This window comes from Roseovarius sp. SCSIO 43702, assembly GCF_019599045.1.
GTDB lineage: Bacteria > Pseudomonadota > Alphaproteobacteria > Rhodobacterales > Rhodobacteraceae > Roseovarius.
The window spans coordinates 1-20,000 of sequence record NZ_CP080623.1; the positions used below are offsets into that span (position 1 = coordinate 1).

A 20,000-nucleotide genomic window follows, 5' to 3' on the forward strand; every position below is an offset into this window, starting at 1 on the left:
ATGAAAACCCTCTCGCCGACCCTGCAATCCCATCTTGAGGGTGGCACGACCACCTTGTCGTGGTGCTGGCGGATCACGCGCGCGGATGGGCTTTCATTCGGGTTCACCGACCACGACCTGGCGCTCAGCTTCGATGGCACCGATTTCGAACCGGAAAGCGGGCTGACGGCCTCAGAGATCCGCTCTGGCTCGGACCTGTCGGTCGATGCGCAGGATGCCGAGGGCGTGCTGACCTCTGACCGGATCACCGAGACCGATATTCTGGATGGCCGCTGGGACAACGCAGAAGTCGAGGTTTGGCGGGTAAACTGGGCCGAGACCAGCCAGCGCGTGTTGATGCGGCGCGGGGCCATCGGCCAGATCCGGCGCGGGCGGTTGGCATTCGTGGCCGAGGTTCGGTCGCTCGCGCATGTATTGGGCCAGGCTGTGGGGCGGACGTTCCAGGCGACCTGCGATGCCGCGCTGGGCGATGCGCGCTGCGGCGTTGATCTTGATGATCCGGCCTTCGAAGGGCCGGGCACCGTCCTCGATCTCTTGCGCGACCGCGCCTTCACCGCCTCGGGGCTCGGCGACTTCTCTTCCGGCTGGTTCACCTTCGGCACGGTCGAATGGACCAGCGGGGTCAATGCCGGGCGACTGGCTGAAATCATCGCGCATGACGTTACAGACGGCATCGCGGTGCTGACACTGCTCGAAGCGCCCGTACGCGCCATCACCGAGGCTGATACGTTCAACATCCGCGCGGGCTGCGACAAGCGCATCGAGACCTGCGCCGCGAAGTTCGCCAACATCGCCAATTTCCGGGGCTTTCCGCACATCCCTGGCCAGGATGCGGTGCTTCGCTACGCCACGAAGGATGGCGGGCACGAGGGTGGTGTGCTGTGAAGGTGGCCGATCCCATGTGCGTCATCGCCGTTGCGCGGTCCTGGCTCGGCACGCCGTACCACGATCAGGCCAGCCTGCGCGGCGTCGGCTGCGATTGCCTTGGGCTGGCTCGCGGGGTCTGGCGGGAGGTGGTGGGGCCAGAGCCGTTCCCGATCCCGCCTTATAGTCGAGATTGGGGCGAGACCGGGCCGCGCGAGGTGCTGGCAGAGGGCGCACGGCGCATGATGATCGAAGTGGAACCGGCGGCAGCTGCTCCCGGTGCGCTGGTTCTGTTCCGCATGACGCCTCGCGCCATCGCCAAGCATGTCGGGATCCTGACCGGGCCCGATACCTTCATCCACGCCTATGAGCGGCTCGGGGTGATCGAGGAACCGCTCACGCCGTCCTGGCGGCGGCGCATCGCCTTTGCCTATCTGTTTCCGCAACGCTGAGATTTAGACATGGCCACACTTGTTCTGGGTGCCGCTGGCGCTGCCATTGGCGGCAGCATCGGCGGCGCGATCCTCGGCGTCAGCGCTGTGACGATCGGCGGATATATCGGCTCCGCCATCGGATCGGTGGTCGACAGCTGGATCATCTCGTCGATGGCGCCGACGCAACGGATCGAAGGCGCGCGGATGGACAACCTGCGCATCACTTCGGCCACCGAAGGTGCGGTGATCCCGCGCCTCTATGGCCGGATGCGGATCGGCGGCAATATCATCTGGGCCACGGATTTCCGCGAAGAGTCCAAGACGACCACCCAGGGCGGTGGCAAGGGCGGCGGGGGTGGCGGCAAGGTGAAGACCACCGAGTATCTGTACTATGCATCCTTCGCTGTCGCGCTCTGCGAGGGTCCTATCACCGGGATTGGCCGCGTCTGGGCCGACGGCAAGCCGATGGACCTCTCCAGCGTCACCTGGCGCTGGTATCCGGGCGACGAGGCGCAAACGGCGGACCCGTTCATTTCCGCGAAGATGGGTGCGGTCAGCACGCCAGCCTATCGCGGCACTGCCTATGTCGTCTTTGAAGATCTGGCGCTCGCGAATTTCGGAAACCGTCTCCCGCAGCTTTCCTTCGAGGTGTTCCGCCCGCTGGCCGATCCCGACACCGCGGAAGGGCTGACCCGCGCGGTCACCATGATCCCGGCATCCGGCGAGTTTGCCTATGCCACGGGCACAATCCGCAAGGGCGGCAGCGGGGCGACGCAGGCGGAAAACCTGAACGCCCGGGCCGATGTGCCAGATATGGTGGTGGCGCTGGATCGATTGCAGGCGTCCGCGCCGAAGGTCGAAAGCGTCAGCCTCGTGGTGTCCTGGTTCGGCGATGATCTGCGCGCCGGGCATTGTCAGGTCCGGCCGAAAGTCGAACTGGCCGCCAAAAACACGACGCCGCAGGCATGGTCGGTCAACGGCGTGACCCGAGCCTCGGCATCTCTGGTCAGCCGCGACGATCAGAATCGGGCGAATTTCGGTGGTACCCCGGCGGATTTCACAGTGGTGCAGGCGATCCGGGAGATGAAAGACCGAGGCCTGCGCGTCACCTTCTATCCGTTCCTGATGATGGATGTGCCGCAGGGCAACACCCTGCCGAACCCGTATTCCGACAACGCGGCCGGGACAGGCCAGCCCGCCTTTCCATGGCGCGGGCGGATCACCTGTTCACCTGCAGCGGACTATATCGGGACCATTGACAAAACCGGTTCTGCAGCCACGCAAGTGTCGGCGCTGTTTGGCTCGGCGACACCCGCTAGCTTCAGCGTCGCGGGCGAAAGCGTCAGTTGGACCGGCGCGTTCGGTGACTGGGGCCTGCGCCGGATGGTGCTGCACTACGCCCATCTCTGCGCCGCTGCAGGCGGGGTCGATGCCTTCCTGATCGGCTCGGAGATGCGCGGGCTGACGACGATCCGTTCCGGGGCGAGCACCTATCCCGCAGTGCAGGCGTTGCGTGATCTGGCGGCGGATGTGCGGGCGATCCTCGGGGCGTCGACAAAGATTGGCTATGCCGCCGACTGGTCGGAGTATTTCGGGCACCAGCCCAGCAACGGCAGCGGCGATGTCTATTTCCACCTCGACGCGCTCTGGGCTGATCCGGAGATCGATTTCATCGGGATCGACAATTACATGCCGCTCTCGGATTGGCGCGACGGATTTGATCATGCGGATGCCGCTGAGGGATGGCCTGCGATTTACGACCGGTCCTACCTGCAGGCAAATATCGCAGGCGGAGAAGGGTTTGAGTGGTTCTACAGCTCCGAGGCTGATCGCGCCGCGCAGGTCCGCACTCCGATCACCGATGGGTCCGCCAGCAAGCCGTGGGTTTTCCGCACCAAGGATCTGCGAAGCTGGTGGTCGAACCCGCATTATAACCGCCCGGGTGGGGTGGAGAGCGGTAGCCCGACGGCATGGGTGCCACAGTCGAAGCCGATCTGGTTCACCGAACTCGGCTGCCCGGCCATCGACCGGGGTACAAACCAGCCGAACGTGTTCTTCGACCCGAAATCGTCCGAGAGTGTCACGCCGTATTTCTCGCGCGGCTGGCGGGACGATGCGATCCAGCGCGCCTATCTTGAGGCAACCTATCTCTGGTGGGGCGACGCCGCGAACAACCCGGTGTCATCGATCTACAGTGACCGGATGGTCCACGTCCCGGAATGCGCCGCCTGGACCTGGGACGCGCGGCCCTATCCGTTCTTTCCCGAACTGACCGATGTCTGGGCCGATGGGCCGAACTGGCGATTGGGGCACTGGCTGACAGGGCGACTAGGGGCGGTGTCGCTGGCGGCACTTGTGCGGCATCTCTGCCTGCGCGCTGGCATGCCTGCGGAGCGGATCGATGTTACCGGCCTCTGGGGTGCGATCGAAGGCTACGTCATCGGCGCGCTGGAAAGCCCGCGCGCGTCCATCACCACGCTGTCGCGCCACTTTGGGTTCGACGCGGTCGAGACAGAGGGCATGATCCGGTTTGTTATGCGCGGCCGGGCGGCCGTGGCAAGCGTGACGCACGACGATCTGGTCGCCCCGAACGCGGGGAGCGGTGGCCGCGAGGGCGATGTGCTGGAACTGACGCGCGGCCAGGAAACGGAATTACCACAGGCCCTGAAATGGCAGGTGGCGCGCGCGGACGAGGACTACGACGCAGCGCTTGTCGAGGCACGGCGCATCACGGTCGACACGACGCGGATTGCGTCCGAGTCCTTTCCCATGGCGGTCCCACCAGAGGAGGCCGAACGCCGCTGTCGCCGCGCGCTGATGGAAGCCTGGACAGGCCGTGAAACGGCAGCGTTTCGCTTGCCTCCCTCGCGGCTCGGCTTCGATCCGGCGGATGTCGTGACGCTGGAACATGATGGGCGGCAGATGGAACTGCGGCTCATTTCCATTGCCGACGCAGAGGCGCGAGGCATCGAGGCGGTGTATCAAGACCGGGCAGCCTACGATATGCCGCCCGGATCGCCACGTCCGTCGTCACTCTTGAGTCCGGTCGTGTTTGGCGCGCCCGAGGTCGTGTTGATGGACCTGCCGCAACTCACCGAGGATCAGCCCGTGCATCGGCCGCTCATCGCAGCGCATGCGGTTCCCTGGCCGGGGGAAATGGCAGTGTTTCGCAGCCCATCGACGGACGGGTTCGAGCTGCTGACCACGTTTGGCAGCCGGGCAAGAATCGGGGAGTTGGTCTCGGACTTCTATGCAGGCCCCACGTCACGGTTTGATCTCGGCAATGAATTGGTCGTCGATCTGCTGACCGGAACGCTGGAAAGTGTCACCGACCTGACCCTGTTCGCCGGTGCCAATGCAATCGCCGTCGAGAGTTCGCCCGGCACATGGGAGGTCGTGCAGGCAGGCACGGCAGACCTGATCGCGCCATGCCGCTATCGCCTGACGCGTCTGCTGCGCGGCCAGCGGGGCACGGAAGCGGCAATGGCCAATCCGGCGCCCGCTGGCGCGCGAATTGTGGTGCTGGACGCAAGCCTTGCCTCGCTGCCGATCGCCGAGGCCGATCTCGAGCTGCCGTGGAACTGGCGCATCGGCCCCGCAAGCCGCTCTGTCAGCGACGAGACCTATGTTGCCGTTCCTTTCACGTCCGAAGGCGCTGGGCTGCGACCCTTTTCGGTCGTCCATGTCGAGCAGCCGTGGCGACGACCGCGTACGCCAGGCGATCTGACGATCCGCTGGACGCGGCGGTCCCGCGCGCTCTCGGCCGACAGCTGGGGGGCGGTGGACGTGCCGCTGATCGAGGAGGTCGAAGCCTATGAGCTCGAGATCCTCGATGGGGTGGCTGTCAAACGCACGCTGACCGCAACCACGACCAACGCCATCTACTCGGCCGCCGAGCAAACCAGCGACTGGGGCGCTCTGCTGGGCCCCCGCGACACCCTGGTCGTCCGCATATTTCAGCTCTCCGCCCTGATCGGCCGGGGCGCGGCCAAGATCGTCACACTGAAATTCTGAAAGGACCGCCATGTCCGATACCACGAACAACCTGGCTCTGCCCTACATCCTGGCGGCGCAGGCCCAGAAGCACGTCACCCACAATGAGGCGCTGCGGCTGCTCGACGGGCTCGTCCAGCTTTCCGTCCTCGACCGTGATCTGACCGCACCACCCGGTTCTCCAGCCGATGGCGACCGCTACATCGTTGCCAGCGGCGGCACCGGCGACTGGGCGGGCTGGGATCTGAACGTGGCACTGTTCACCGATGGTGCCTGGCTCCGGCTGCCGCCGCGCAACGGCTGGCGCGCATGGGTTGAGGACGAGGGAATTCTGCTGGTCTACGACGGGGCGGCGTGGATCGGGACGACTCCCGAGGCGCTGCAGAGTCTCGCGCTGCTGGGCTTGGGTACCACCGCCGATCCCGCCAACCCGTTCTCGGCCAAGCTCAACACGGCGCTCTGGACGGCGAAGACGGTGGCCGAAGGCGGAAGTGGTGATCTGTTCTACACCATGAACAAGGAGGTTGCGGGCGACGATCTCGGGCTGACGCTGCAGACCGGCTTCGTGACAAAGGCGCTGCTGGGGTTGTTCGGGTCGGACAAGTTCCGACTCGCCGTCTCGCCCGACGGCAGCACGTTCTTCGATGGCCTGACCGTTGATAATACGAGTGGCATTGTCGATCAGCCACGGCTCCCGCGCTTCAAGGCGTATACCGATTACGACAACTATGTCGGCGTCGGCACCTGGACAAAGATCGGCCTGAACAACACCGACTACAATGATCAGGGTGGGTTCGATGCCGGGACCAGCCTCTTCACCGCACCCGTCGACGGGACATACCTCCTCGGCGCGACGTTGCTCTTCAAGGTCAATTCCAGCACCTCGGCCCGGATGCGGGCGCGGCTGGTGCTGAACGGCAGCACGGAAATCCGGGGCTCCTTCGGCGAGAGTTCCGCCACCCATGTCTCGCTGGCCACCGCCATCTGGCTGCAGACCATGGTTCCGCTGACGACGGGCGACACCGTGGAATTGCAAGGGTATTTCCGGGCGCAGGACGGCTACTTTGCGGCCGACCACACGTCCTTCTGGGGCGCGAAGATCGGCTGAATGACTGCAACCAGCCGCCATTTCGCAGGCGAATCAGGATCGATCATTCAAGGAAATCACCATGCCGAACCACACCACCGTCCTGCAGGAGGTTGGTCAAGCCTTCCGCGATCACGGCATCACCGCGGCCATCACCGCGCTGATCGGTGGCACCATCGCCCTGCTGGCCGCCGTTTCGCGCAGGGCGTTCACCAATGACGCCATGCTGTCCCGGCTGGACCGGGAGCTTCTGGCTGAGCGCGACCGCGTAGATCGACAGCGCGCCGAGGACCGCAAGAGCGACGCCGACCGACTGAACCGCATCGAGACCGATATCCGCGCCATGCGCAATCTGATGTTCGAAGCGTTCCAGCGCGGTCACAGCGACTGACCGATATATCCCCACCACGACGCCGACCCAACCGACCCGCCCCGGAGGCGGGTTTTGCATTTTCGGAGACCGACATGCCAACAACGACTTATGCCCATTTCCGCGACGTGCCCGAGAGCGCCTGGCGCTGGCCGAGCTTTTCGCCCGCCGAGATCGCCAGTCGCCGCGAGGGCGCGCTCAAAATCAATACCGAGGCCATGGACAAGCTGCAGACCCTGCGCAACCAGCTTGGCAAGCCGCTGATTGTGCGCTCGGGCTACCGCAGTCCCGCCCATAACCGCGCCGTGGGCGGGGCACCGCGCTCCAAACACATGCTGGGCACAGCGTTCGATATCGCCATGTCGAACCATGATCCGGCAACCTTCGCAGAAGCTGCCCGTGACGTAGGTTTCCTTGGCTTCGGCACCTATCCCCGCTCGGGCTTCATGCACATTGACCTCGGCCCCGCCCGGTCCTGGGGTGAACCGTTTCCCGCACGCCCCACGCCATTCGTGGCGGAGGTGGCGCCCGCGCGTGAGGTTCTGGCCGAGAGCCGCACCATGAAAGGCGGCGGTGCGGCCGGGGTGGCGACAATCGGTGCCGCCGGTGTCGAGGTCGCTCAAGAGGTCCTGTCCGAGACCCAATCCGCCATCCTGCCGCTCGTGCCCTACCTCGACACCCTGCGCTGGGTCTTCATTGCCGTGGCGCTGATCGGCATTGCCGTCGCCATCCACGCCCGGATCGATGACTGGAAGCGAGGCCAGCGGTGATGAGATGGATCACCGCGATCCTCACCAGCGGCCCGGCGCGCAAGGCGCTGGGCCTGATACTGGCCGCCATCACCATCGCCCTGTTCCTGCTGAACCTCCGCCGCGCGGGTGAGCGTGCCGGGCGGCTGGCGGAACGCTTGCAAACATCGGAGACAACCCATGACATCCAACGCCAGATGCTGGATGCCGCCAGCCGTCGCCCTGCTGATCGCGATGCTCTGGCTCAACGCCTGCGCGACGGTCAATTCTGACGCAGGCGCGCCATGTCCGCCTGTTGTGCCCTACAGCGCCGCCGACCAGGCGCGCGCTGCGGCCGAGGTGGCCGCCCTGCCGGAGGGCGCGATAGTGATCCGGATGCTCAGCGACTACGCCGTGATGCGCGATCAGGCGCGGGCCTGCAGGTGAAAAGGGCCGGACAATTGCCTGCGGGAAACGCCTGACGCCTCGACCCCAAACGTCAAGCCCGGCCCGTTTCTCGGATTCACGGTTTCAAAGAACGGCAGCGGGATCTCCACGCGGGGATAGTGGCATACGGTGGCGCCGTTTGCCGGGGCCAAAAGGCGCACAATTGTGCACCTATAGCGGATCGAGAGGGGTGACTGGCAATCTTGGAATTGATAGTGGATAAAGCAATTGCCGAACTTCGCTGCGCCAGACAGCAAGGTTTGCTATGCGGGACTTTCCCGACTTTGGATTTTCTATGTTTGCTGTCGCAGCATTGCTTTGCGAGCGTTTGCGAGCGCAGCACGACCATCGAGACGCGGGACTTTTCGGTCGTCCACTGCACGTATGATGCAAGTGTAATTGGAGAACGGGTCGCTCGCAGCGGCGCTATCGGAGGTTCAGGTCAATCGACGCCGCCATTGCAGACCCATGATCAGTAGCATCGCCAAATAAGCCGGAACGAAGAACCATTCCTTGTCCATTCGGGAGTTTGATTTCTGCAGTCCGATCACTTTCCAGCCGAAATCGATACCCCATTTCTGGGCCGGGCTGTCGAAGCGGATATCCTCCACCACGACGCTTCTCTGGTCGAGGCGTAGTGTCATGCCAGTCTCGCCCTCCAACCGCTCGGGGCCGGATCGGCCCTCGGCTGCGCCAAGGGGTACATTTATCACCCGCTCTATTGGGTCGCCGCTGAAGTTCTCACCCTCGAACGTCATCCGCAGACGACCACCGTCCGGCGTTGCGCGTGCGACGTCAAAGACCGTGGCGGGATCGACCTCGGTAAAGGGCGGGTCGATCTGATCGAGCCAGAATCCGGGGCGCACCAATGTAAAGGCAATGAGAAGGAGGGCCGCCGATTCCCAGCGATAACTGCGTATGAGGAAAAAGCCCATGGTTGCCGCCCCGAACAGGCACATCGCGACGGTCGAGGAGGCGATGATCAACAGCGCGTGGGAAACGCTGTTCACGCCGATCAGCAAGAGCTCTGGATTGAAGACGAAGATGAAGGGCAGGACGGACGTTCTCAAACTGTAGAAGAACGCCATGATAGAGGTTCGCAACGGATCCGAGCGGGCGACAGCCGCCCCGGCGAAGCTGTCGACCGCCACGGGCGGCGTCGTGCCGGAAATGAGGCCGAAATAGAAGACGAACAGATGCACGGCGAACAGCGGGATAATGAGGCCGTTCTGGGCGGCCATCGTCATCAACGGGCCGGCCATCACGCTGGCGACGACGATGTAATTGGCCGTTGTGGGCAGACCCATGCCCAGAATGATGCACATCAGAGCCGTGAAGAGTAACATGATCATGAGGCTGCCACCGGAAATCGCGCCGATGATCTCGGTCATCAGCAAGCCGAGACCTGTGAGCGACACCACCCCGACGATGATCCCCGCGGCGGCCATCGCGAGGGCGACGCCGATCATGTTGCGTGACCCGGACACCATACCAGCAAGAAGGTCCGCGCCACCTGCGCGCAACTCGGAGTGAACCTGCGGCGAAGGTTCGGCCCGCAGCCATGCCATGAGCGGGCGCTGCGTGATGAGGATCACCGCCAGCGCGCCAATCGCCCAAGTGACCGCCAGGCCGGGCGAGAAGCGCAGGATCATGAGGCACCAGACCAGCACACCGATGGGCAGGATGTAGTGCAAGCCGGCCAGCAAGGTCGGACGCAACTCGGGGATCGTCGTCAGCGCGGCTTCGGGGTCGTCGGTCTCGAGTGGCGGCTGGCTCGCGGCGGTCTTCAGCAGCATGACGTAAAGTGCGGCCAGCAGGACCGCGGCCAGCGGTGTTGCTGCCGGACCGGCGATGACGGCGAGGCCGGACGCAACGAGATAGACCGCCCCCGCCACCACGGCGACCAGACCGAAGCCGAATAGGAACCGCCCGATGGACTGCAGCAGGGTAGATTCGCGCAGCTTGTCCAGGACAGGCATGTTCGCCTTCACCGCTTCGAGATGCACGATATAGAACAGGCCGACATAGCTGATGATGGCCGGAACGAAGGCATGCAGCACAACCTCGAAATAGGAGATCCCGACGAATTCGGTCATCAGGAATGCTGCCGCGCCCATCACCGGCGGCATGATCTGCCCGTTTATGGACGAACTGACCTCGATCGCCGCAGCCTTTTCACCTGAAAAACCGATGCGCTTCATGAGAGGGATGGTGAAGGTGCCGGTCGTCACAACGTTGGCGATGGCAGAGCCCGAAATCAGACCGGTCAGGCCGGACGACACGACAGCCGCCTTGGCCGGCCCGCCGCGCAAATGGCCCAGCATCGAAAACGACAGCTTGATAAAGTAATTTCCCGCTCCGGCCTTGTCCAGCAATGCGCCGAAGAGGACGTAAAGGAAGATAAAGCTGTTCGAGACACCCAGAGGCAGGCCGAAAACCCCCTCGGTCGTCAGCCACATGTGATCGATATAGCGGTTTAGGGAGTGTCCGCGATGCGCGATCAGATCAGGCAGCTGAGGCCCGAGAAACACATAGGCCGAGAACATCCCGGCCACGATGACGAGCGCGATGCCCAGCGTGCGCCGTGTCAGTTCGGCCAGCAGCAAGAGGCCGCCAATGGACACGATGGTTTCGGCAGTCGTGCGACGTCCACCGGCATTGCCCAGGATTTCGTGGTAGAAGGCGATGATGTAAAGGCAGCATGCCGCCGCGAGCAGCGCTAGCAGCCAATCGGCGAGCGGAATGTAGCGACGTGGCGAGCGGGCGAAAGCGGGAAACAGCATGAAACCCAGAAACATCGCGAAGGCGAGGTGGATGGCGCGTTGCTGGGTGTCATCGATCAACCCGATGCCAAGAATGAAGGGCAGCGGGGACGTGACGTATAGTTGGTAGATAGGCCAGGCAAGGCAGATCAGGACGATCAGGCGGCTGGTAAGCCCCGACGGGCTCCGCGCTCCCAGATCGTTCTCTGCGATAAGATCATCGAGGTCGCGCCGCGTCTCAGTCGCCATGTGATTGGGCCCCTATGCGGACAGGGGCGAATGCATCGCCCCTGTCGGTTCTCATGTTTGGCTATCGATCAACCGATCACTCGATCAGGCCGGTCTCGCGGAAGTACCGCTCGGCTCCGGGATGGTAGGGAATGCTGCGCCCGTTCACGGCTGCACCTTCGCGCGTCACCAGCGTGTAGAGGCTCGATTGCGACTTGAGATCTTCAAAGTTGTCAAAGACCGCCTTGACCATGTTGTAAACCGTATCCTCGTCGGTATCTGCCGTGGCAACGACGGTGGCGACGAGGCCCCAGGTGTTCACTTCCTCCTCTTGCCCCGCGTAGGTGCCCGCGGGGATGTCGGACGCCACCAGATATGGGTAATCCGCGATCATCTGCTTGATCGTTTCGTCGTACCAGTTGAGGATGCTTGCATCGCAGGTGTTCACCGCTTCGGTGATGCTGGAGGCCGAGATGCCCGTCGTATAGTAGAAGGCATCAATCTTGCCGTCGCAGAGCGCTTGTGCCTGTTCGCGCGACGTCAGGCGCGTTGCCTGCCCGAAGAAGCTGTCCGGATCCGTTCCATATTGCTCTAGGGCAAATATCATCGAGGCCGCCTGTCCCGAGCCGGCGTTGCCGATGTTAACGACCTTGCCCTCCAGTTCGGAAAAATCGCTCAGACCCAGCTCAGCCCGCGCGACGACATGGCTCGTGTCCTTGTGCAACGAGAACAAAAAGCGCAGATCTTCATTTGGTCCGGCGTCCTCGAAAGCTGACGATCCGTTGTATGCGTGATATTGCCAGTCGGACTGAGCTATGGCGATGTTCATCTCGCCCGCCGCCATGGACCGCAGGTTGGCGACCGAGCCGCCGGTGCTTTCGACGGTGCAACGGATGTTGTGCCCTTGAGCTTCGCGGCTCTTGTTCACGGCGTTGCAGATGAAGCCGCCGGTGGGGTAATACCCGCCGCCGATCCCGGCTGTTCCAATGTTGACGAATTGCTGGTCCTGCGCGAAGGCCGCGCCCGAAAGCGCAGTTCCGGCGCAGATTGCAATCGCCGCGATGGTGAGTTTGTTGGTCATGGTTCCTCCCTTGAGTTAGCTGTCGTGGCCTTCCTGCCGGCGAAGGCTGGCGGCCGTTTCCTTCTTGGTGGTTTCGATATGCGCTCGTAACAGCGCGACGGCCTCGGCTGCCTCGCCCCGCTGGCAGGCATCGAGGATCTGGTCATGTTCCCGCGCGGGCCGCTCGAGCCCGGCTGCCTGCGACACGAACTTGCGCAGATACGGTCCGATGCGTTGCTGCATGTCCGCGATAAGTTGCAGAAGCTGCGGATTGCCGCTCGGCTCGTAGAGCGTTTCGTGAAAGCGGATGTTCAGCTCGCTCCAGCCTTCACTGTTCGTCTCGCGGGAATAGGTTGTCAGAATCTCCCTTGCCGCAGCAAAATCCCTATCGATCATGTTTGGCAGCGCCAATTCCAGCGCCCTGCACTCCAGTGCGATGCGGATATCCAGAATTTGGAGGATTTCCGCAGACGAGAGATGACGCACGATTGCACCGCGGTTCTTCCGAAACTGCACGAACCCGTCGACTTCGAGCTTCAGAAGCGCCTCGCGCACCGGAACCTTGCTTACGCCGAAGCTCCGCGCGATTTCATCCTGGCGCAACGGCGCGCCGGGGGAGAGAGAGCCCGCAATGATGCTCTCCTTCAGGCTGTCATAGACCGAGTCCGCCATCGGCTTGGTCGCGGCTAGTGGTGTCGTTTCAGATTTCATAAGCATCCTCTTGGACCATCCTTGCAGATCGTATACGTTTATGTCAATTCGAATACGAAAATGCAGACAGGGAAGACCGCATGACGGACACGGTTGTTATCATCGGAGGCGGCATCATCGGGTCGGCCGCGGCTTTCTTTCTTGCGCGCGCCGGTGCCGACGTCATGGTAGTCGAGGCCGATTCGACCTACGCGAAAGCCACGTCGCCGCAAGGGGCGGGCGGCGTGCGTCAGCAGTTCAGCGTGCCGGAAAATATCGAACAGTCGCTGTTCAGCATTGATTTCTACCGAAACTTCAAACGGCACATGAACGGTGTGCCCGACTTGCCGAATCTGGACTTTCGCGAGCAGGGATACCTTTTCGTCGTCGGGGCGGATGGCGAAGACACATTGCGCGCCAATGCCGCGCGGCAACGCTCGATGGGTGTCACGACCCAGTTGATGGACCGCGATGCGTTGCGGCGAAAGTTCCCCTCCATCCTGCGCGACGATATCACCCTGGCGTGCCATACGCCCGATGACGGCTGGGTCGATCCGAACGCCGCCCTTTGGGGGTTCCGTCGCGCGGCGCTACATCATGGTGCGATCTACAAAGAGGCCCGCGTATCGGCGATTGAAACGACTGCGCACAAGGCCGAGGCAGTCATCCTATCAAACGGTGATCGGATCGAGGCCGGTTACGTGGTCAACTGCGCCGGGCCGTGGGTCAATGACATCGCGCAGATGACCGGCGCGTCACTCCCCGTGGCGCCAATGTGTCGGGTCCAGCATTTCTGGCACTGCCCGAAGCCGATGGAGGCCTTGCCGCTGGTCAAGGATGAAAGCGGCCTTTTCTTTCGTCCCGAAGGTGACGGGTTCGCCGGGGGACGGCCCAGTTTTGAGATCGACCCGGGCTTTGTCGATGATATATATCGCGGCTTTTTTGCAAACTATTTCGAAAACACTGTATGGCCGATGCTCGCTGCGCTGGTGCCGAGTTTCGAGAGCCTGCGCCTGAAGCGCAGCTGGGCGGGGCATTACGCACAGAACCTGCTCGACGGAAACATGATTATCGGACCATATTCCGAGCGGCATGAAAACCTGATCACCGCCTGCGGTTTTTCCGGTCATGGCCTGATGCATGCCCCGGCCGTCGGACGCGCCATTTCAGAGCTTGTGCTGCATGGCGCCTACCAATCCATCGACCTGAGCGGGTTGGGGATGGTGCGTGTCCAGCGCAATGAGCCATATCCGGAAATTGGGATCACGTAGGAAAGGGGCAGAAGCATGGCAGATAATCACGCGCGGATCGCTGTGATTGGAGCAGGGTCCATAGGTATCGCGACCGCCTATTACCTGATGAAGAACCACGGCATTCGCGATATCGCCCTGATCGATCTGGGGCAGCCGATGGCCTTTACCTCGGCCCAATCGGGCGAGAACTATCGCAACTGGTGGCCGCATCCCGCGATGGTCGCATTCACGAACCGTTCCATTGACCTGATGGAAGATATTTCGCGCGAGAGCGACAACCGGATTGCCATGACACGGCGGGGTTACGCGCTGACCACGCGCGACGCGAATATCGACGCCATTGTGGCGCAAATCCATGATGGGCTTGGCGATGCGGCGGATCGCCTGGTCCGCTATCACACCGGGGCGCGCTCGGACAGCTATCAGCCCTTCGATGACGCAGATTGGCAAAGCGCGCCGTCCGGCATCGATATCGTGCAGAACCGGGCGCTGATCCGGGACCGCTTTTTCAGCTATGCGCCGGATATCGAGACGGTCGTACACATAAGGCGCGGTGGCGACATAAGTGGGCAGCAATTGGGTATGCACATGCTGGACAAGCTGCGTGCGGCCGGTGCCCGGCGTATCACCGGCGAGGTTCGCGGCATCACTGTGCGGGACGGCTTCCGGATCGAGATCGCCACGCCGGTCGGTACCGAAACCCTGGTGGCTGACCAGATGGTAAACGCCGCAGGCCCCTTTGCCAACGAGATTGCGGGGATGTTGGGTGTGGAATTGCCCATCTTCAACACCTTCCAGCAGAAGATCGCCTTCGAGGATCGCGAAGCCGCGATTCCGCGCGCGTTGCCGTTCTCCATCGACCTTGACAGCCAGCATATCGACTGGACCGAGGAAGAGCGTCATCTGCTTCTCGATGATCCAGACCTCGCTTGGCTGGCCGAGGAGATGCCGGGCGCCATTCACTGTCGCCCCGACGGTGGAGACTTCGGAAGCTGGCTCAAGCTGGGCTGGGCCTACAATGAAACGCCGGCCCCTGCCACGTGGGAGCCGCCGCTCGACGACAAGTTTCCCGAGATCGTACTGCGCGGCGCGGCGCGCCTGAACCCTTCTCTCAAGACCTACTACGGGCAACTGCCTCGCACCATGCACCATTATGGCGGTTGGTACACGATGACCGAGGAAAACTGGCCGCTGATCGGCAAGATGGGCCCCGAGGATGCATTCATGAATTGCGCGATGTCGGGTTTCGGCACGATGGCGGCCTGCGCGAGCGGAGAATTGTGCGCAGCATGGATTGCCGGCACCGGATTGCCGGATTACGCGCGTGAGTTCTCGATTGAGCGGTATGAGAACACTGAGTTGCTCACGTTTCTGCGTGCGTCGAGCAAAGGGGTTCTCTGAACTGCTCCTATAACGGTTGGACCTGGCAACGCGCTTAGCGAGGCATGTTCCTGCGATGTGATTGAATGGTAGCTATGAATCAGCTTCGCTGACGTGTCAAATCGACCTGCGAACGGCGGCCGGGCTCGGCACCAACCTTCGCTGCATCGGTCTCGAAAGCCGGCTCTCGGCAGTGCACGCGGTTTCCTTACTGAACTGAAACCGGCTGTAGCATGTCGTCGGTCTCCAGTTTCAGTGCGCTGCGCCAGAGCTGCGTCTTGAAGACGTCGTGCACATGCTTGCCCTTGCGCTCTTCACGGGTCTGGACGAGCAACCCCGCCCACTCAAGCGGGTGCAAGACGCAGGATGAGAACGCGGCCATCTCTCGCCATCCGGCGTTGTCCCAGTCCCAGTCATGGTCCTCGCCATAGAACGACGCGAATAGCGTCCGTTCTGTGGTGCCGTGGTGGGCCTCGACGTTGATCACGTTCATCCAGACATTCCAATTGCCAAACGGGCGCTCGTTGAGGCGCGAGTAGGAGGCGTGGTCAATCTCGAGAAGGAAGAACGGGATCAGTTCTGCAAACAGCTTCCCCGGAGTTTGTGCCAGTGTAGCGCCACGCTTGGTCAGCCGGAATTCACCTTTGAAGTGCCGTCCCAGGCGCAAGCTGATCAACAGGAAGTGCAGCACCTCGAGCGGCGGAAATTCGTATTCGTTGATGACCTTGCTGTAGCGGAACATATCTTCCGCACTGCTTCCAGGCCAATCAAAATGCTCGACCGCCCAGTGGACGAAGACGCGCTTGAACGCCTTTGTCTTGGTCAAACCGATTGCCCCGTGGTCCTGCGCGTATTGAAGCGTCAACAGCGCAGCGCGCAACAGCGGTGAATGCGCGAGGTCGGGATGGTCATCGGAAAGGGTGCGGAATTCGATCATGGCGTGATTCTGCCACGAGGCGTCTGCCGGGGCCAGAATCAATAAATCCCCCAAGCTGAAGGACTCGCCAAACGTTGAGGTGGTGTTGATGTAAACCGCCCAAGCAAAAGCCCGACTGATTAGGTCGGGGTTTAAGCGTTTGATGGTATGTGGTTTTTTGGTTGCGGGAGCAGGATTTGAACCTGCGACCTTCAGGTTATGAGCCTGACGAGCTACCGGGCTGCTCCACCCCGCGCCAATTGGCGCCTCACGGGCCAGGAATTCGGTCTTGTGAGGCGAACATCGAAAGAGAGATACATCTCAGAGGTCTTACTAGGTTTGGCAGCGACCTACTCTCCCACGTCTTGAGACGCAGTACCATCGGCGCTAAGGCACTTAACGACCGGGTTCGGGATGGGACCGGGTGTTTTGCTCTTGCTATGACCACCAAACCGAGAAAGACCTCTGAATTCCAAGTCAGCACACAAGGTGTGTATGCTTCCGATCAGTTTCAGCACGCTCGCCTGTGCCACGTTGGCACATGCGAAGTCTGGCTTCTACTGGATCAAATCAAGCCTATCGGACAATTAGTACCGGTCAACTGAACGCATTGCTGCGCTTACATCTCCGGCCTATCGACGTGGTGGTCTACCACGGTCCTCAGGGATACCTTGTTTTGAGGGGGGCTTCCCGCTTAGATGCCTTCAGCGGTTATCCTTTCCGATCATAGCTACCCAGCACTGCCGTTGGCACGACAACTGGTCCACCAGTGGATCGTTCACCCCGGTCCTCTCGTACTAGGGGCAACTCCTCTCAAGTATCCTACACCCACGGCAGATAGGGACCGAACTGTCTCACGACGTTCTAAACCCAGCTCACGTACCTCTTTAAACGGCGAACAGCCGTACCCTTGGGACCTGCTCCAGCCCCAGGATGAGATGAGCCGACATCGAGGTGCCAAACACTGCCGTCGATATGGACTCTTGGGCAGTATCAGCCTGTTATCCCCGGCGTACCTTTTATCCGTTGAGCGATGGCCCTTCCACTCGGGACCACCGGATCACTATGGCCGTCTTTCGACTCTGCTCGACTTGTCAGTCTCGCAGTCAGGCTGGCTTCTGCCATTGCACTCAACGAGCGATTTCCGACCGCTCTGAGCCAACCTTCGCGCGCCTCCGTTACCATTTAGGAGGCGACCGCCCCAGTCAAACTACCCGCCACGCAGGGTCCCGGATCCGGATAACGGACCGCGGTTAGACTTCAAGCAAAACAAGAGTGGTATCTCAAGGGCGGCTCCACAGAGACTGGCGTCCCTGCTTCAAAGCCTACCACCTATCCTGCACAAGTTGTGCCTGAAGCCAGTGCGAAGCTGTAGTAAAGGTGCACGGGGTCTTTCCGTCTAACCGCGGGAAGCCTGCATCTTGACAGGCAATTCAATTTCGCTGAGTCGATGTTGGAGACAGCGGGGAAGTCGTTACGCCATTCGTGCAGGTCGGAACTTACCCGACAAGGAATTTCGCTACCTTAGGACCGTTATAGTTACGGCCGCCGTTTACCTGGGCTTCAATTCAGAGCTCTCACCCCTCCTTTTAACCTTCAGGCACCGGGCAGGCGTCAGACCCTATACGTCGTCTTGCGACTTCGCAGAGCCCTGTGTTTTTAGTAAACAGTCGCCACCCCCTGGTTTGTGCCCCCAGCCAATACTTGCGTAGAAACTGGGCCTCCTTCTCGCGAACTTACGGAGGTATTTTGCCGAGTTCCTTCAACATCGTTCTCTCAAGCGCCTTGGTATTCTCTACCAGTCCACCTGTGTCGGTTTAGGGTACGATCTCATGATGGAGCTATTTCCAGGGACTGATTAACGGCCAACCCAATCCAATAAGGGCTGACAATCTTCACAATCCGTCACTTCCATCTGGCCCAGGAATATTAACCTGGTTCCCATCGACTACGCCTTTCGGCCTCGCCTTAGGGGTCGGCTTACCCTGCTCAGATTAGCTTTAAGCAGGAACCCTTGGACTTTCGGCGACAGTGTCTCTCACACTGTTTGTCGCTACTCATGTCATCATTCTCACTAGTGATCTCTCCACCGGATGGCTCACGCCCCGGCTTCATCGAAAGCCTCTCTCCTCCAATGCAGGCGAACCCGCTAAGGAGGAACGAGACTATGTCACACTACGCTCTGCTACCAGTGCATACGCACTCCTCGGCTTCGGCTCATGGCTTGAGCCCCGTTACATCTTCGCCGCAGGACAACTTGTTTAGACCAGTGAGCTGTTACGCTATCTTTAAAGGATGGCTGCTTCTAAGCCAACCTCCTGGTTGTTTTGGTCGTCCCACCTGCTTTCCCACTTAGCCATGAATTGGGGGCCTTAGCCGGAGGTCAGGGTTGTTTCCCTCTCCACTACGGACGTTAGCATCCGCAGTGTGTCTGCCATCTAGTACTTCTCGGTATTCGGAGTTTGGTTAGGATCAGTAAGCCTGTGGGGCCCCATTACCCATCCAGTGCTCTACCCCCGAGGGTATTCGGATGACGCTCTACCTAAATAGATTTCGCAGAGAACCAGCTATCTCCGAGTTTGATTGGCCTTTCACCCCTAGGCACAGCTCATCCCGATCCTTTTCAACGGATGTGGGTTCGGTCCTCCATTGAGTGTTACCTCAACTTCAACCTGGCCATGCCTAGATCACTCGGTTTCGGGTCTGATCCATCTAACTCATTCGCCCTATTAAGACTCGCTTTCGCTGCGCCTACACCTAACGGCTTAAGCTTGCTAGATAGACCAAGTCGATGACCCATTATACAAAAGGTACGCCGTCACAAGACTGGACACTAATAACAATCACTTGGTTGGGATCGACACCCGAAACTGCACGGTCTCGAGGCCCGGGTTGCTGCTGTAGATCCCCGCGTTCGAGCGGTGATCCACCGACAGGCCCATGCGGATCCCGCTTCGGTTGGTGTAACCGACCTCGATACCCGATCTGAACTGGATCGGTCCGCCCAGCCCGACATCGCCGCCCTTCGAGTAAAGTCCGGGCATCGCGTGGAATTGTGCGTACCACCGTTCATTCGGTGTCGTGTATGTCGTTGTATTGCCGAGCCCGATCCAGAACCCGCCGTCTTCGGTGATCGAAGCGCCGTAGGTGAACTGAAAAGGCCCGCGTGCCATCGAGGTCTGCCGCCGCAGGTAAATCTCTTCACCTATGGTGCCATCCTGGAAGACAACATCGCCGATCGAGGCCGCGAAATACGGCTGACGCTCGTTCTTCGCGAGGCACCCTTCGTTCGGACAGTGGTTCACGCCCATGTTGATGAGCCCGAGAACCAATCCGATAACGGCAAAGGTGCCATCCGTGGCGATTGCAATATCAGACATTCGATCATGCTCCCGTTCAGGTCCTCCGACCTAAATGAAGCAGATTGTCATTAGAGTCCAGTCAAGCTCCGACTGATTGTAGGCGTCCGGTTTCAGGTACTGTTTCACTCCCCTCGTCGGGGTGCTTTTCACCTTTCCCTCACGGTACTGGTTCGCTATCGGTCAGTAAGGAGTACTTAGCCTTCGAAGGTGGTCCTCCGATCTTCAGACAGGATTTCACGTGTCCCGCCCTACTTAATACGTCCAATCATGCTTCATATACGGGGCTGTCACCCTCTATGGCCGCGCTTCCCAACGCGTTCTATTCACAATCATGGCTCGGCTGGTCCCCGTTCGCTCGCCGCTACTAGGGAAGTATCAATTGATGTCCTTTCCTCCGGGTACTTAGATGTTTCAGTTCTCCGGGTT

Annotated in this window: 13 protein-coding genes, 1 tRNA gene and 2 rRNA genes (1 of these 16 running past the window's edge); 9 read left to right on the plus strand and 7 right to left on the minus strand. The window is 61.2% G+C overall.

The genetic code is table 11. The features are described from left to right. From K1T73_RS00005 to K1T73_RS00035, 7 genes are all read left to right on the plus strand, one after another. Positions 1 to 885, plus strand: a complete 885-nt coding sequence (locus K1T73_RS00005) for a DUF2163 domain-containing protein (RefSeq protein WP_220601978.1) — start codon at positions 1 to 3, stop codon at positions 883 to 885. A 14-nt stretch (positions 886 to 899) separates the two neighbouring features. Beyond that, a complete protein-coding gene (locus K1T73_RS00010) occupies positions 900 to 1,316 on the plus strand; it encodes an NlpC/P60 family protein (protein ID WP_220601979.1) in 417 nt (138 codons plus the stop codon). A gap of 9 nt (positions 1,317 to 1,325) precedes the next feature. Then, positions 1,326 to 5,312, plus strand: coding sequence for a glycoside hydrolase TIM-barrel-like domain-containing protein (locus K1T73_RS00015; protein WP_220601980.1), 3,987 nt, complete (start codon positions 1,326 to 1,328; stop codon positions 5,310 to 5,312). A gap of 10 nt (positions 5,313 to 5,322) precedes the next feature. Then, positions 5,323 to 6,399: a DUF2793 domain-containing protein gene (locus K1T73_RS00020; RefSeq protein WP_220601981.1), complete on the plus strand. Its 1,077-nt coding sequence runs from the start codon at positions 5,323 to 5,325 to the stop codon at positions 6,397 to 6,399. 61 nt (positions 6,400 to 6,460) lie between these two features. Next, entirely contained in the window at positions 6,461 to 6,769 is a 309-nt protein-coding gene (locus K1T73_RS00025; RefSeq protein ID WP_220601982.1) for a hypothetical protein, read from the plus strand. 74 nt (positions 6,770 to 6,843) lie between these two features. Next, on the plus strand, positions 6,844 to 7,518 hold the full coding sequence (locus K1T73_RS00030; protein WP_220601983.1) for a D-Ala-D-Ala carboxypeptidase family metallohydrolase: 675 nt from the start codon (positions 6,844 to 6,846) through the stop codon (positions 7,516 to 7,518). Next, positions 7,518 to 7,769, plus strand: coding sequence for a hypothetical protein (locus K1T73_RS00035; RefSeq protein ID WP_220601984.1), 252 nt, complete (start codon positions 7,518 to 7,520; stop codon positions 7,767 to 7,769). The genes K1T73_RS00030 and K1T73_RS00035 overlap by 1 nt, the downstream gene beginning before the upstream one ends. 591 nt (positions 7,770 to 8,360) lie before the next feature. Here the strand turns inward: K1T73_RS00035 and K1T73_RS00040 are convergent. The 3 genes from K1T73_RS00040 to K1T73_RS00050 all read right to left on the minus strand — a co-directional run bounded on the left by K1T73_RS00040 (position 8,361) and on the right by K1T73_RS00050 (position 12,684). After that, positions 8,361 to 10,934: a TRAP transporter permease gene (locus tag K1T73_RS00040; RefSeq protein ID WP_220601985.1), complete on the minus strand. Its 2,574-nt coding sequence runs from the start codon at positions 10,932 to 10,934 to the stop codon at positions 8,361 to 8,363. Between the two features lie 76 nt (positions 10,935 to 11,010). After that, on the minus strand, positions 11,011 to 11,994 hold the full coding sequence (locus K1T73_RS00045) for a TAXI family TRAP transporter solute-binding subunit (RefSeq protein ID WP_220601986.1): 984 nt from the start codon (positions 11,992 to 11,994) through the stop codon (positions 11,011 to 11,013). A gap of 15 nt (positions 11,995 to 12,009) precedes the next feature. Then, positions 12,010 to 12,684: a GntR family transcriptional regulator gene (locus tag K1T73_RS00050; protein ID WP_220601987.1), complete on the minus strand. Its 675-nt coding sequence runs from the start codon at positions 12,682 to 12,684 to the stop codon at positions 12,010 to 12,012. Positions 12,685 to 12,764: 80 nt separating this feature from the next. On the opposite strand from K1T73_RS00050, the gene K1T73_RS00055 reads away from it, so the two are divergent. After that, complete coding sequence (locus tag K1T73_RS00055) at positions 12,765 to 13,934, plus strand: FAD-binding oxidoreductase (RefSeq protein WP_220601988.1); 1,170 nt, start codon at positions 12,765 to 12,767, stop codon at positions 13,932 to 13,934. A 15-nt stretch (positions 13,935 to 13,949) separates the two neighbouring features. Then, a complete protein-coding gene (locus K1T73_RS00060; protein ID WP_220601989.1) occupies positions 13,950 to 15,317 on the plus strand; it encodes an FAD-binding oxidoreductase in 1,368 nt (455 codons plus the stop codon). A gap of 187 nt (positions 15,318 to 15,504) precedes the next feature. Here K1T73_RS00060 and K1T73_RS00065 read toward each other — a convergent pair whose 3' ends face one another. From K1T73_RS00065 to K1T73_RS00080, 4 genes are all read right to left on the minus strand, one after another. Further along, the gene (locus K1T73_RS00065; protein WP_220601990.1) at positions 15,505 to 16,233 is read right to left on the minus strand and encodes a hypothetical protein; all 729 of its coding nucleotides are present in this window, start codon (positions 16,231 to 16,233) and stop codon (positions 15,505 to 15,507) included. Positions 16,234 to 16,391: 158 nt separating this feature from the next. Further along, positions 16,392 to 16,468 (minus strand) — tRNA-Met (locus K1T73_RS00070). An 81-nt stretch (positions 16,469 to 16,549) separates the two neighbouring features. Next, positions 16,550 to 16,664 (minus strand): 5S ribosomal RNA (gene rrf, locus K1T73_RS00075). A gap of 114 nt (positions 16,665 to 16,778) precedes the next feature. Continuing rightward, a 23S ribosomal RNA gene (locus tag K1T73_RS00080) occupies positions 16,779 to 20,000 on the minus strand (it continues 221 nt past the right edge of the window).

Excerpts from the sequence above, each read along its gene's own strand:
- K1T73_RS00040 (WP_220601985.1), bottom strand. The coding sequence starts at position 10,934 with ATGGCGACTGAGACGCGGCGCGACCTCGATGATCTTATCGCAGAGAAC.
- K1T73_RS00010 (WP_220601979.1), top strand. The coding sequence starts at position 900 with ATGTGCGTCATCGCCGTTGCGCGGTCCTGGCTCGGCACGCCGTACCAC.
- K1T73_RS00005 (WP_220601978.1), top strand. The coding sequence starts at position 1 with ATGAAAACCCTCTCGCCGACCCTGCAATCCCATCTTGAGGGTGGCACG.
- K1T73_RS00030 (WP_220601983.1), top strand. The coding sequence starts at position 6,844 with ATGCCAACAACGACTTATGCCCATTTCCGCGACGTGCCCGAGAGCGCC.
- K1T73_RS00060 (WP_220601989.1), top strand. The coding sequence starts at position 13,950 with ATGGCAGATAATCACGCGCGGATCGCTGTGATTGGAGCAGGGTCCATA.
- K1T73_RS00045 (WP_220601986.1), bottom strand. The coding sequence starts at position 11,994 with ATGACCAACAAACTCACCATCGCGGCGATTGCAATCTGCGCCGGAACT.
- K1T73_RS00020 (WP_220601981.1), top strand. The coding sequence starts at position 5,323 with ATGTCCGATACCACGAACAACCTGGCTCTGCCCTACATCCTGGCGGCG.
- K1T73_RS00035 (WP_220601984.1), top strand. The coding sequence starts at position 7,518 with ATGAGATGGATCACCGCGATCCTCACCAGCGGCCCGGCGCGCAAGGCG.
- K1T73_RS00015 (WP_220601980.1), top strand. The coding sequence starts at position 1,326 with ATGGCCACACTTGTTCTGGGTGCCGCTGGCGCTGCCATTGGCGGCAGC.
- K1T73_RS00050 (WP_220601987.1), bottom strand. The coding sequence starts at position 12,684 with ATGAAATCTGAAACGACACCACTAGCCGCGACCAAGCCGATGGCGGAC.
- K1T73_RS00065 (WP_220601990.1), bottom strand. The coding sequence starts at position 16,233 with ATGATCGAATTCCGCACCCTTTCCGATGACCATCCCGACCTCGCGCAT.
- K1T73_RS00055 (WP_220601988.1), top strand. The coding sequence starts at position 12,765 with ATGACGGACACGGTTGTTATCATCGGAGGCGGCATCATCGGGTCGGCC.
- K1T73_RS00025 (WP_220601982.1), top strand. The coding sequence starts at position 6,461 with ATGCCGAACCACACCACCGTCCTGCAGGAGGTTGGTCAAGCCTTCCGC.